We start from the raw sequence: 12,053 nt of genomic DNA, 5'->3' as shown, positions 1-12,053 counted from the left end.
CCCGCCCCGCCCGCGCGGGGCGTCACACCGCCGTCGTGGGACGGGGCACCGTGTCCGCCCACCGCGCCCCGGCGGCGATCGACTGCCGCCAGCCGCGCAGCACCTTGGGCGGCATGCCCACGGCCAGCACCCCGGTCAGCCGGTCCCCGCGGCGGTACGCGGCCAGGAACGGCCCCCCGTCCAGGGAGCCTTCGACCACGGCCACCTCCTCATGGCCGTGCAGATGGCCGTACGCCTGGATCCGCAGCCCGTACTGGTCCGACCAGAAGTACGGCACCGGCGCGAACGGACGCCGCGCCTCCGGCGCCGGGGCGAGCAGATTGCGGGCCGCTGCCGTGCCCTGCTCGGTGGCGTTCGTACGGTGCTCGATCCGCATCGCCGTGCCGAACAGCGGGTTGTGCCAGCACGCGACGTCCCCCGCGCCATACACACCGGGCGCGGCGGCGCTGAACTCGTCGCACTCCAGCCCGTTGCCCAGGGCGAGGCCGCTGCCCTCCAGCCACTCGGTGTTGGGCGCGGAACCGACCGCGACCAGCACCTCGTCCGCCGCGACCAGGCCGCCGTCCGCCAGCCGCACCCCGCCGCCGGTCACCTCGGCCACCGTGACCCCGGTGCGCAGGTCCACGCCGTGGTCGAGGTGCGCCCGCGACAGCACCCGGCCGACGTCCTCGCCGACAGCGGGCGCCAACGGCACCGGCGCCGGTTCCAGCAGCGTGACCTCCGCGCCCAGCCCGCGCGCGACGGCGGCGGCCTCGGCGCCGAGGAACCCGGCACCGACCACCACCAGCCGCGTCCCCACCGCCAGCCGGTCGCGCAGCGCCAGCGCGTCGTCCAGGGTGCGCAGCACATGGCAGCCCCGCTGATCGCCGGGCAGCCGCCGCGGCCGTACGCCGGTGGCGACGACCAGCCCGTCGTACGGCACCTCGGCCCCATCGGCGAGCGCGACCGTACGCCCGGCCGGGTCGATCCCGGTCGCGGCGACGCCGAGCCGCAGGTCGAGCCCGAGCGCGTCCAACTGGTCCCGGCCGCGCAGCGGCAGCCGTCCGGCGTCCCACCGCCCGTCGAGGATCTGCTTGGACAGCGGCGGCCGGTCGTACGGGGGGTGCGGTTCGTCGCCGACGAGGGTGACGGTGCCGTCGTACCCCTCCCGGCGCAGCGTCTCCACCGCCGCGAGCCCGGCGGCGGAGGCGCCGACCACGACGACGCGTCTCACCCTTCCTCCACCACCCGGATCGCCGCCGCCGGGCAGATCATCGCGGACTCCCTCACGTCGGCGTGGAGTTCGGCGCCGGGCTTCTCGTCCAGCAGCACGACCATCCCGTCCTCGTCCCGCTGGTCGAACACATCGGGTGCGATCATCACGCACTGTCCGGACGCGACACACTTGGGAACATCGACTTCCACTCGCATGGTGACTCCCTTGACTCCTTCGCTCACGCGTCCCAGGTGACGGGCAGCTCATAGACGCCGTACACCAGGCCGTCGTGCTTGTACGGCAGTTGGTCGGCGCCGGTGGCCAGCCGCAGGGTGGGGATGCGGCGGTAGAGCGTGCCGTACACGACCTGGAGCTCCACCCGGGCGAGCGGCTGGCCCAGGCACTGGTGGACGCCGAAGCCGAACGCCATGTGGCGGCGGGCGTCGCGGCCGATGTCCAGCCGGTCGGGCTCGGGGAACAGCTCCGGGTCCCGATTGCCGGTGCCGGTGTAGATGATGATGCCGTCCCCGGCACGGATGGTTGCGCCGCCGACCTCGATATCTTCCAGCGCGACCCGGCCCCGCCCGTTGTGCACGATGGTCAGGTAACGCAGCAGCTCCTCCACGGCCTTGGCGACCACCTTCGGGTCGTCGGTCCCCCGCAGGACGGCGAGCTGGTCGGGGTTCTCCAGCAGGGCGACCGTGCCGAGGGCGATCATGTTGGCGGTGGTCTCATGACCGGCGATCAGCAGCAGGACGCCCATGCTGGCGGCCTCGCGCCGGTTCAGCTCACCGCTCCTGACCCGGGTGGCCAGCTCGGAGAGCATGTCGTCGGCGGGCTCGGCGAGTTTGACCCCGATCAGCTCGTCCAGATAGTCCGTCAGCGCGTCGCTGGCACCGATCATGTCCTCGGCCGACGAGTGGCGGTTGATCATGAGCGAGCTCTTCTCCTGGAAGAACGCGTGGTCCTCGTACGGCACCCCGAGGAGCGTGCAGATCACCAGGGACGGCAGCGGCAGGGCGAGCGCGCTCACCAGATCGGCCGGGGCGGGCCCGGCCAGCATCGCGTCGATCAGCTCATCGGTGATCTTCTGGATGGAGGGCCGCAGCGCCTCGACCCGCTTGATGGCGAACGGGGCGGTGACCATGCGGCGGATCCGCGCGTGCTCGGGGTCGTCCATGGCGATGAAGGAACGGCGCCGTTCGGCGTTCTCGCGGAAGCCCGCGTTCGGGTGCGGAAAGCCGGGCAGCGTGGACTGGGAGCTGACGCGCGGGTCGGCGAGCAGGGCGCGCCCGTCGGCGTACCGCGTCACCAGCCACGGGGTGCTGCCGTCCCACAGCCGCACCTTCGCGACCGGCCGTTCGGCGTGCAGCGCCTGCGCGGCCGGGGGCGGGTCGAAGGGGCATCCGGCCGCCCGCGGCATCGGGTACGCCGGGATCGGCTCGTCGGAGTGGGGCGTGGTCTCTGCCAGCGTCTCGGTCATGATCTCTCCTCGGGTGGGGGATTCCGACGGGAGCGGAGCGTGAACCTGTGTGCACCGGGGACGTGATGACCAGCGAACCCCGCCGACCTGACACCGCCCGGTCAGTTGCCTGACGAAACGCTGACTGTGGGCAAGGCCACAGTGACCGTCGTACCGCGGTCGGGCGCGCTGCTCACGGCCACCTCGCCGCCGTGCAGGTCGACCACCCGCCGCACGATGGTCAGCCCGAGGCCGCCGCCACCGCTGCCTCCGCCGCTCGGTTCGCCGTTGCCGTCCTCCTGGTACGGCGTGGTCAGCCGGGCGATCGCCCGCGGGTCCATGCCCGGCCCCCGGTCGCTGACCGACAGTTCGACCCGCGGCTCCCCGCCGGGCCCGCTCACCGGGCCGCGCACGGCCACCGTCACCGGGGAACCGGCGGGGGTGTGCTGGAGCGCGTTGCCCAGCAGATTGCGGAGTGCGTGCCGCAGCAGCCGGGCATCGGCGACGAGCGTCGCCGGGCCGGAGTCCTCCCGGGCGATGGGGCGTTCGGGATCGAGCAGCCCCAGGTCCGCGACCGTCTCGTCGGCCACGTCCCGCAGATCCACCGGCTCCAGGTGCGGCGGCCGTTCCCAGGTGGCGTGCGCACGGGGGAACACCCGCTGGATCCCCTCGTACATGTGGTCGGCCTCGTCCTGGATCCGCCGCAGGGCGCGCACCATCAGCTCGGGGTCGTCGCTGAGCCCCTGGAGCGGGAGTTCGGCCCAGCCGCGGATCGTCGTCAGGGAGGTGCGCAGCTCGTGCAGCAGCACCTCCACCCGCTGCTGCCGCTCGTCCCCACGCAGATTGTCGTTCATACGGCGGTGAGCCGGCCGAGCCAGTAGCCGAAGCCACGGCGGGTGTGGATCAGCGCCGGTTCCGCCTCGTCGACCTTGTGCCGCAGCCGGGAGATCAGCTTCTCTATGGCGTTGTCCCCGTAGCTCCGGTGGTCCTTGAACCACAGGTGCTCGCCGATCTGCTCCTTGGACACCACCCGCCCGGCGTTGACCAGCAGATAACGCAACAGCCGGTACTCGGCCGGGGTGAGGTCCAGCGCGCGGCGGCCCCGCCGGGCCTGCCGGGTCGTATCGTCCAGCACCAGATCCGCGTACCGCGGCTCCTCCTCCCGCACCCCGCGCCGCCGCCCGCGCAGCAGCACCTGCACCCGGGCCAGCACCTCGGCGATCCGGAACGGCTTGGTGACGTAGTCGTTCGCGCCGATGCCCAGCCCCGTGACCAGCGAATCCAGCGAGTCGCGTGCGGTGAGGAAGAGAACGGGCGGATGGTCCTCGTCGGCCGCCACCAGCCGCCGGCACACGGTGAACCCGTCCAGATCGGGCAGCATCACATCCAGGATCACCAGATCCGGCCGCTCCCGCCCCACCCGGTCCAGCGCCTCACCCCCGGTGGCCGCGGTGCCGACCTGATAACCGGCCAGCTCCAGGGTGGTCGAGAGCAGTTCGGCGATCCTGGATTCGTCGTCCACGACCAGAATGCGCTGCCCGTCCCCGCGGGCGGGCACCGGCTTCTCGCTGACACTCCCGTACACGAGAAGACCCTAGTTGAACCCCCCACTCCACGGCACCGGTGCCCGGACCCCCACCGATGACTTCAGGACAGGGCCGCAGTCATCCCCCGTCCGGTGGCCCCTTGTCGGACCGGGCGGTCAGAATGGCGGGATGCGCCGCATTGTCGTCCTCGACGCCCCGTCCAACCTCGGCCTCCGGCCGCCGCGCGACGGGACCGTGCCCGGGTGTTACAAGCTGGCGGGGGCGCTGCGGGAGCAGCGGGTGGTGGAGCGGCTCGGGGCGGTCGAGGGCGGTGTCGTCGTGCCACCCCGCTATGACCGCGGTGACTGGCGCGAGGGCGACGGCGTGTTCAACGCGGGGGCCATCGCGGCGTACACCCGCAAGCTCGCCGACCGGGTCGAACACCACGTCCGGGCGGGGGACTTCCCGGTCGTGCTGGGCGGGGACTGTTCCATCCAGCTCGGCGCCTCGGTGGCGCTCCGCCGCATCGGGCGGTACGGGCTCGCCGTCATCGACGGCTCCTCGGACTTCCGGCACCCCGGGAACTCCGACCGGATCGGTGCCGCGGGCGGCGAAGAGCTGGCCCTCGCGACCGGCCGGGGCCAGGCGGACCTGACGGACATCGAGGGGCTCCGCCCCTACCTCAGGGACGAGGACGTCCAGCTCCTGGGGATCCGGGAGTGTGACACGGAGCGGGCCGAGCTGGCCGCGTTGAAGATCGCGAACATGACGGTCGAGGAGATCCGGAAGCGGGGCGCCGAGGAGGCGGCGGACACGGTCCTGCGGAGCCTCGAAGCGCCCGCGACCGAAGGCTTCTGGGTGCATCTCGACGCGGACGTGCTGGACCCGTCCGTCATGCCCGCCGTCGACAGCCCCGACCCCGGCGGGCTCCTGCCCGAGGAACTGGCCCCCCTGCTGCGGACCCTGGTGCGGTCGGAGCGCTGCGTGGGCCTCAACCTCACCATCTACGACCCCGACCTCGACCCCGACGGCTCCTGCGCGGCCCTCCTCGCCGATCTGCTGGAGACGGCCCTCACCCACGGCTGACCTCGCGATCAGCCGTGGGCGGGGCGGCCGCTTCAGCCCTGCTTCGGCGCGGCCTGCTGGACGACCTCGAAGGACCACAGCGTGGAGCCGGACGCGGCGGGCTTCTGCTGCGGGGCGTCCTCGCCGCCGCGCTGGTGGGCCGCCTTCATCGGGCCCTCCATCCACGCCTGGAAGTCCTCCTCGCTGCGCCAGCGCGTGTAGACGAGGTACTGGTCGGTGCCCTCGACCGGGCGCAGCAGCTCGAACCACTCGAAGCCGTCGGAGTTCTCCACGGTCCCGGCGCGGGAGGCGAAGCGCTTCTCCAGCACCTCGCGCTGCTCCTCGGGAACGGTCAGCACATTGATCTTGACGATGCTCATGGGCCCATCCTGCCTCATCCCCGACCGAGGGCGGTGTCTCCTGAGCGGCTCACGGCTGGGCGAGCAGAGGGTCGTAGGCCGTCGATCGTCGGCGGCCGGACATGAAGGACAGGAAGTCCCCGATGAAGGCGCCGCGCGTGTAGGTACGGTCGGTGCCGACGGTGTCGCGGTGGAACGCCGTCCGGAACAGCGTCCGGTATTCATCTGCGTCGATGTGCTGGTCGCCGTCCTTGTCCGTGGCGTCGAAGAGGACCTCGGCGACCTTGATCAGTGCGGGTCCGGCCAGGGAGGGAACGGCGGTGGCGTACTCGCGGGCGCTGACGCGGCCGTCACCGTCGGTGTCCAGTGCCGTCTGGAGTTCACGCCACCAGTCGGCGTAGGCGTTGTAGAGCCTTGTTTCCTCGGGCTCGTCCAGATCGAGGCGGGTGGACAGTTCGCGGGCCATGGCGGCGAGGTCCGGCCAGTCCAGGTACCCGTCGCCGGTCTGGTCGAGTACCTCGCAGAAGAACTCCTCCGCATTGCGTTCGGTGCCGACACGGGAGACGGGTTCCGGTTGCGTGGGGAGAGGCGTGATGAGCCGGATCAGGGCACCGGCCCGCCTCATTTTGTCGTGCAGGGCGGTGACCGCCCGAGCCCGCGGGTCGTCACTGTCGGGCGAGAAAGCCAGCAGGTCGGCGATGGCGTCAGCCCGGAACCAGCCGTTCGGCAGGAACCGGGTCAGACCGACGACCAGATAAGCCCCCTGCATCAGGGTCTGGGCACCGGGCATCTCGGGCAGCCCGGCACGTCGGCGGAAGGGCTCCGGGAGCGAGGCAACGGTGATCGCCCCGATGAGCGGGCCGACGACGGACCGGCCGGTGGCCCACAGCGTGGGCAGCCCGCCCAGCAGGGCCGGAGCGGGCAGATGGTCGAACAGCTTGTAGAGGATGATCCGCATCGCCTCGGTGTTCTCCAGCTCCTGTGCCACCACCTGGTCGTAGTAGGGCCAGAACTCGGAGAGGGTGGGCGGCAGGTGACCGGACTCGTCTCCCATGGCGGCCAGGTACGCCTGGAACTCGGCGTACAGCCTCTCCATGACGTGCTGCTCAAGAGGCTGTCCGCTCACTCGGCACATGGTCACGGTGCTCTCGAACATGGTCGCCACCACCCAGGCTCTTGCAGCGGGGTCCATCGCGCTGTAGGGCCGGCCCCGCGGGTCGATTCCGTTGAGCCGTGCGTGGAGGCGGTTCAGCCGTGCCGCCTCCCGGAGCCGTACCTGTTCGTCGTCACCTACCATGCGCTGCAAGCTGCGGAAGGTGTTGCGCAGCCGTCGCCACGGGTGGGCGACGAAAGTGGAGCTGTCGATCAGCGCGGCGCCGATCTGCGGGTGCGCGGCCTCCAGCACAGTCGCCCGGACCATGGCCAGCGCCCAGCGCGGATCGCCCACGAATTCCTGGAACTGCGAGCCCGCGCCGAACAACGGCTCCTGTCCGTCCGCCGCGCTCGGCCGTGAGGTACCGCCGTCGAACTCGGGCGCACCGTCCTGGGCGCTGTCGGGGTGTCCGCCGTCTGCGATGGTCACGCTCGGGAGTCTCCGTTCTGCTCGGGCGGCACGCCACCGAAGCGGCGATCGCGTTCCCGGTAGGTGTGCAGGCATTGGAGGAAGTGCGGCGCGCGGAAGTCAGGCCACAGCACTGTCGGGAAGACCCATTCCGCGTAGGCGACCTGCCAGAGCATGAAGTTGGAGATGCGCTGTTCCCCCGAGGTTCGGATGACCAGGTCCACATCGGGTGTGTCAGGGAAGGGCAGATGGGCGGCGAAACTCCGCTCGTTCACCGCCTCGGCCGACACACCCGCGCGGATCAGTGACCGCGCGGCCGCGACGATGTCCCCGCGCCCGCCGTGATCGAACGCGACGGTCAAGGTCATACCTCGGTTGTCGCCGGTCAGTGTCATCACGTCGGCGAAGTCGCGTGCCAGCGCCCGAGGGATCCTCGGGTCGCTCACCCCGAGGAAGCGGCAGCGGATCCCCCGCGCATGCAGCAGCGGCGCGTGCTTGCGCACCACCCCGCGCACCAACCGCATCAAATAGTCGACCTCGGAACTCGGACGGCTCCAGTTCTCGGTGGAGAAGGCGTACAGGCTCAGCCATTCCACGCCCGCGGCCCGGGCAGCCTCGATGACGTCGATCACGGTCGTCTCCGCCGCCCGATGACCTGACGTACGCGGCAGCGACCGCTGGGCCGCCCACCGACCGTTGCCGTCCATCACACATGCCACGTGACGTGGCACCCTGAGCGACCGGTCACCGTCAGCGAACCGCGACGCGGGAGTGGGATCGGCGAACGCATCGCCCGCGGTGTGCCCAATTACCACGCCAGCCCCCCGGCTTCCGACTCAACACGGCGATCGCACCCGAAGCAGAGTGCCAGCCCCCGAGCCCGAATGCCGCGCCAGAACCACACATTCACCCTTGGAACTGTTGCCCGAACCCATCGGCGTCGTTCGGTGACCGCCCCACGGCCTGCGAGCGCCCAGCGGTGCTGCGACGAGGTCGTGCACAACGGCGATGTCCCGGTGAAACGGCGCGCCCCCGCCCCGACTCGGGGCGGGGGCGGTCCGCGCCGGTCGGGGCAGGCGCCGTTCAGCGGTGCAGCCGCAGGCCGCGCGTCACCTTGTCCACCTGGCTGCGCGGGCCGTAGAGGGCGAGGCCGACCAGGTTGAGGTCGGGGGCCTCGACGGTGCGGACCGTGGCGCGGTTGTCGTCCTCGTTGTCCGTGCCGAACAGCTCCTCCGTGTAGAGGGCCGTCGGGAGGCCGCGGGTGAGGGCGCGGCTGTGGGCGCGGAAGAGGCCGGGGGCGTCGGCGGCGTAGACGAGGACCGGTTCGCGGAACATCGGGAGGTACGTGTTGCCCGAGGCGTCCTCGTACGGCTTGCCGACGATGTCGTCGGTGGCGTGGGAGAGCCCGCTGGAGAGGAAGGCCGTCACGTTCAGCTTCTGCCAGTCGGCGAGGTCGTCCCGGACGATGACGGCGATCTTGGTGTCGAATCGCATGCGGTCACCTTCGCCCCGGCCGTGAGGCCCCGTATTGAACGCTGGTGCGAGACGGCAGAATGGGGTGATGGGCGGAGGAGGAGCGGAGGGCGGCGGGGGTTCGGGGGACTGGGCGCGGTACTGGCGTGACCCGGAACGGTCCGTCGAGGCCATGCACGCGCACTTCTTCAGCCATCGTTTCCATCCGCACAGCCACGACACCTACTCCTTCGCCGTCACCGAGATCGGCGCCCAGCGCTTCCGCTGCCGGGGCGCGCTGCGCACCAGCGGGGCGGGGATGGTGATGGTGTTCAACCCGGACGACCCGCATGACGGGGAGGCGGCCGCCGAACTCGGCTACAAGTACCGCATCATGCACATCGGCCCGGATGTGATGCGCGACGTCCTGGCCGACGCGGGAGGCGGCGGGGACGGGCCGGTGCCGCTGCCGCTGTTCGACCAGCCCGTGCTGGACGACCCGGTCCTGGGGCGCGCCCTGTTGCGGCTGCACACCGCCCTGGTCGACGGCGCCGGTCCGCTGGTCCGCGACGAGCGGCTGACCGCGGCCGTCGGCGCGATGGTGCGGCGCAGCGCCACCCGCCCGGTGCGGGCCAGGGCGCTGCCGCCCGGGGGCGGCGGGCAGGCGTGGGCCGCGCGGCGGGCGCGGGCGCTGCTGGAGGAGGAGTACGCGACGGAGATCTCGGCGGAGCGGCTGGCGGAGGCGGCGGGGTGCAGCCGGTTCGCCCTGTACCGGGCGTTCCGGGCGGAGTACGGGATGGCGCCGAGCGACTTCCAGCGGCAGCTGCGGCTGCGTCAGGCGCGCGGGCTGCTGGTGGCGGGCCGTACGGCGGCGGAGGCGGCGGCCGCGGCGGGGTTCGCCGACCAAAGTCACTTCCACCGCTGGTTCGTTCGGTGCTTCGGGATCACCCCAGGAGCGTTTCAGCACGCCGCGGGTCCCGATTCGCTCCGTACGCCGCCGCCCTGATGAAATTGGCCGCGAACCGTACGGACTCCGTCTGTCTCAGGGCGTACAGACGCACTTCCGCCAAAGCCTGACAGGTTTCGGCCAACCGTGGGCGACTGTCAGGTGAAGGGGGCGTGTGGCGCGTCTGAGTAGTGGGCTCAGTAGGGTCGCAAACATTCCGAACAGGTAAAGAGGGCGAGTGGGGGAGCGGCAGGGCGTGGCGAACGTGGAGCGAAGCGGACTGCGGAGTACCCCGGGGCCGGGGCCGGGGCCGGGGGCGGGGCCGGGCTCCGGCGCCATCGGGGCACGGACGTCACGGACGATGATGGTGCTCGGCGCCCTCTGGCTGCTGGCCGGTCTGCTCGCGGCCCGGCAGGCGGCGGCGGTGCTGCGGCTGCCCCCGGACGAGCGGCTGACCGACCTGGAGACCTGGATCGGCGAGCAGGGCGTCCTCCATGTGGGGGGTTCGCTGTACGACGGGGACGCGTTCACCGGCACCCCGTTCTCCGGACTGGTGCTCAAGCCGCTGACCCGGGCCGCCGAACAGAGCCTGGGCGTCGCCTGGACGTTCGGCACCCTGCTGCTCGTCGTCGTCCTCGGGCTGGTCGCCGCGCGCGCCCTGCCGGGGCCGGTCTCCCGCCGCACCGCGCTGGTGGCCGCGCCGCTGGCGATCTGCCTGCTGACGCTGTCCCTTCCGGTCCGCAACACCTTCTCGCTCGGTCAGACCAGCATCATCCCGGTGCTGTTGGTCGTGCTCACCGTGCTGCCCCGCACCTCCGGCCGGCAGGCCGGCGTCCTCATCGGCGTGGCCGCCGCCCTCCAGCCCGCGCTGCTGCTGTTCGGCGTCGTCCTGTGGCTCCTGGGGCGGCGGCGTTCGGCCGCGCTGGCGGGCGCGACGTTCGCCGCGTGCACCGCGCTGGCCTGGGTCGCCATGCCGCGCGACTCCGCCTCGTACTGGGTCCACCACCTCGGCGGCGCCGGGCTCGGCGAGCGCGCCGACAGCCTGGCCAACCAGTCGTTGCACGGGCTGCTGCTGCGCATCGGTCTGGAGGGGCCGGTCGAGCTGGCGCTGCTCGCGGTCCTGGCGGTGGCGGTCGCGGTGGTCGGCCTGCGGCGCGCGGTGCGGTACGCGCGGGACGGGCAGCTGCTGCTGGCCGCGGCGATCACCGGCTGTGTGGCGCTGGCGGTTTCGCCCACCTCCTGGCAGTACCAGCAGCTGTGGATCCTGCTCGCGGTCGTCGGCCGGGTGGGCCGCCGGGCCGCGGACCGGCTGGTGTGGCCGGTGCTGGTGGTGCTGGTGATGACGCTGAGCCGTACGGCGCTGCTGCCCGACCTCAAGATCGCCGGACACATCGGCTACAACGCGCCGCTGCTGGCCGCGCTCGCCGCCGCCTGCCTGGTGCCGTTCGTCTCCCGGACCTCCCCGCAGTGGGACAGCCCGGAGCCGACGCCGGTCCAGGAGCCGCACCGCGGACGGTTCGCCTGGGTGCCGCTGCTGCGCTTCGTACGGCGGCCGCTGTCGCGCCCGAACCTGCTGCTGGAGCTGATGTTCATCCGCGTCGGCTACTTCGCGTACTCGTGGATCCGCGCGCACGCGCCCGACGAGCGCAGCGTCGCCGAGGGCCACGGCCATCAGGTGCTGTCCATCGAGAGCTTCCTGCACATCGACATCGAGCACTGGTTCAACCTGCTGGTCGCGGACACCCCGTGGCTGAGGGACGGCATGAACTGGTACTACAGCACCTTCCACTTCCTCATCCCGCTGTCCCTGCTGGGCTGGCTCTACCTGCGCCGCCCGGCGACCTACCGCTGGGCCCGCACCCCGCTCGCGTTCGCGACGCTGCTCGCACTGGTCGGCTTCTGGCTCTACCCGCTGGCCCCGCCGCGGCTGATGGGCCTCGGGTACGTCGACACGGCGCACGGCCCGCAGGACCTGGACAACCCGGACTTCGGCGCGCTCACCAAGCTGTCCAACCAGTACGCGGCCATGCCGTCGCTGCACGTGGGCTGGTCGCTGTGGTGCGGGGTGGTCATCGCGCTGGTGGCGCCGTACCTCTGGATGAAGATCCTCGGCATGCTGTACCCGCTGCTCACGGTCGCGGTGATCGTCGGCACGGCGAACCACTACGTGTTGGACGCGGTCGGCGGCGCGGCCGTCGTCGCGGCCGGATTCGGCCTTCAGTACGTGCTGCTCGGGGTCGGCAGGAAGCCCGCCGAGGAGGCGAACGGCTCGGTCACCGCGATGCTGTCGGCGGGTGCCCGGGGCGTACGGGAGCGCGCCCGGGCGCTGGTGCGGGGGCCGCGCGCCGGGGAGCCGGGGGAGACGTCCCAGGTGGCGGAGGTCCCCCATCCGAAGGAGGCCGCGGAACCGGCCGATGCCTCGCGTTGAAGGGTCCGGTGCACCGGTCTAGCGTGGGGAAAAGCGGTATAAACGCCAGGAAGTCTCGG

12 protein-coding genes are annotated in these 12,053 nt (G+C 72.0%); 3 read left to right on the top strand and 9 right to left on the bottom strand.

Annotated elements, in window-relative coordinates:
* Window positions 1-22: 22 nt before the first annotated feature.
* The 5 genes from HYQ63_RS13095 to HYQ63_RS13075 form a co-directional block, all read right to left on the bottom strand.
* Window positions 23-1,213 carry an NAD(P)/FAD-dependent oxidoreductase gene (locus HYQ63_RS13095; RefSeq protein WP_179933982.1) on the bottom strand — a complete coding sequence of 397 codons (1,191 nt, stop codon included), beginning with the start codon at window positions 1,211-1,213 and terminating at the stop codon, window positions 23-25.
* The gene (locus HYQ63_RS13090; RefSeq protein ID WP_179933981.1) at window positions 1,210-1,410 is read right to left on the bottom strand and encodes a ferredoxin; all 201 of its coding nucleotides are present in this window, start codon (window positions 1,408-1,410) and stop codon (window positions 1,210-1,212) included. Before HYQ63_RS13090 ends, HYQ63_RS13095 begins: the two co-directional genes overlap by 4 nt.
* A gap of 23 nt (window positions 1,411-1,433) precedes the next feature.
* The gene (locus HYQ63_RS13085; RefSeq protein WP_179933980.1) at window positions 1,434-2,678 is read right to left on the bottom strand and encodes a cytochrome P450; all 1,245 of its coding nucleotides are present in this window, start codon (window positions 2,676-2,678) and stop codon (window positions 1,434-1,436) included.
* A gap of 101 nt (window positions 2,679-2,779) precedes the next feature.
* Window positions 2,780-3,511 (bottom strand): sensor histidine kinase KdpD, encoded by a 732-nt coding sequence (locus tag HYQ63_RS13080; RefSeq protein ID WP_179933979.1) that lies wholly within the window; start codon window positions 3,509-3,511, stop codon window positions 2,780-2,782.
* Entirely contained in the window at window positions 3,508-4,242 is a 735-nt protein-coding gene (locus HYQ63_RS13075) for a response regulator transcription factor (RefSeq protein WP_179933978.1), read from the bottom strand. Before HYQ63_RS13075 ends, HYQ63_RS13080 begins: the two co-directional genes overlap by 4 nt.
* A 130-nt stretch (window positions 4,243-4,372) precedes the next feature.
* Between HYQ63_RS13075 and HYQ63_RS13070 the strand changes: the two genes are divergently transcribed.
* Complete coding sequence (locus HYQ63_RS13070; protein WP_179933977.1) at window positions 4,373-5,269, top strand: arginase family protein; 897 nt, start codon at window positions 4,373-4,375, stop codon at window positions 5,267-5,269.
* A gap of 32 nt (window positions 5,270-5,301) precedes the next feature.
* On the opposite strand, the gene HYQ63_RS13065 is transcribed toward HYQ63_RS13070, so the two are convergent.
* The 4 genes from HYQ63_RS13065 to HYQ63_RS13050 all read right to left on the bottom strand — a co-directional run bounded on the left by HYQ63_RS13065 (window position 5,302) and on the right by HYQ63_RS13050 (window position 8,662).
* Window positions 5,302-5,628 (bottom strand): antibiotic biosynthesis monooxygenase, encoded by a 327-nt coding sequence (locus HYQ63_RS13065; RefSeq protein WP_179933976.1) that lies wholly within the window; start codon window positions 5,626-5,628, stop codon window positions 5,302-5,304.
* A 49-nt stretch (window positions 5,629-5,677) separates the two neighbouring features.
* Complete coding sequence (locus HYQ63_RS13060; protein ID WP_257232601.1) at window positions 5,678-7,087, bottom strand: oxygenase MpaB family protein; 1,410 nt, start codon at window positions 7,085-7,087, stop codon at window positions 5,678-5,680.
* A gap of 98 nt (window positions 7,088-7,185) precedes the next feature.
* Window positions 7,186-7,899 (bottom strand): polyprenyl diphosphate synthase, encoded by a 714-nt coding sequence (gene uppS, locus HYQ63_RS13055; protein ID WP_257231817.1) that lies wholly within the window; start codon window positions 7,897-7,899, stop codon window positions 7,186-7,188.
* Window positions 7,900-8,251: 352 nt separating this feature from the next.
* Entirely contained in the window at window positions 8,252-8,662 is a 411-nt protein-coding gene (locus HYQ63_RS13050) for a DUF2000 domain-containing protein (protein WP_179933973.1), read from the bottom strand.
* A gap of 67 nt (window positions 8,663-8,729) precedes the next feature.
* Between HYQ63_RS13050 and HYQ63_RS13045 the strand changes: the two genes are divergently transcribed.
* Entirely contained in the window at window positions 8,730-9,626 is an 897-nt protein-coding gene (locus HYQ63_RS13045; RefSeq protein ID WP_179933972.1) for an AraC family transcriptional regulator, read from the top strand.
* Between the two features lie 304 nt (window positions 9,627-9,930).
* Window positions 9,931-11,994: a bifunctional glycosyltransferase 87/phosphatase PAP2 family protein gene (locus HYQ63_RS13040; RefSeq protein ID WP_179940038.1), complete on the top strand. Its 2,064-nt coding sequence runs from the start codon at window positions 9,931-9,933 to the stop codon at window positions 11,992-11,994.
* Window positions 11,995-12,053 lie beyond the last annotated feature (59 nt).

It is taken from the genome of Streptomyces sp. Rer75 (assembly GCF_013414305.1).
Classification (GTDB): Bacteria; Actinomycetota; Actinomycetes; order Streptomycetales; family Streptomycetaceae; genus Streptomyces; species Streptomyces himastatinicus.
The sequence above is the reverse complement of the archived record's forward strand: the minus strand, read 5'-3'. Positions and strand labels throughout refer to the sequence as shown.

Coding starts and splice junctions, on each gene's coding strand:
- HYQ63_RS13090 (WP_179933981.1), bottom strand. CDS start 1,410: ATGCGAGTGGAAGTCGATGTTCCCAAGTGTGTCGCGTCCGGACAGTGC.
- HYQ63_RS13080 (WP_179933979.1), bottom strand. CDS start 3,511: ATGAACGACAATCTGCGTGGGGACGAGCGGCAGCAGCGGGTGGAGGTG.
- HYQ63_RS13050 (WP_179933973.1), bottom strand. CDS start 8,662: ATGCGATTCGACACCAAGATCGCCGTCATCGTCCGGGACGACCTCGCC.
- HYQ63_RS13045 (WP_179933972.1), top strand. CDS start 8,730: ATGGGCGGAGGAGGAGCGGAGGGCGGCGGGGGTTCGGGGGACTGGGCG.
- HYQ63_RS13040 (WP_179940038.1), top strand. CDS start 9,931: ATGGTGCTCGGCGCCCTCTGGCTGCTGGCCGGTCTGCTCGCGGCCCGG.
- HYQ63_RS13065 (WP_179933976.1), bottom strand. CDS start 5,628: ATGAGCATCGTCAAGATCAATGTGCTGACCGTTCCCGAGGAGCAGCGC.
- HYQ63_RS13085 (WP_179933980.1), bottom strand. CDS start 2,678: ATGACCGAGACGCTGGCAGAGACCACGCCCCACTCCGACGAGCCGATC.
- HYQ63_RS13070 (WP_179933977.1), top strand. CDS start 4,373: ATGCGCCGCATTGTCGTCCTCGACGCCCCGTCCAACCTCGGCCTCCGG.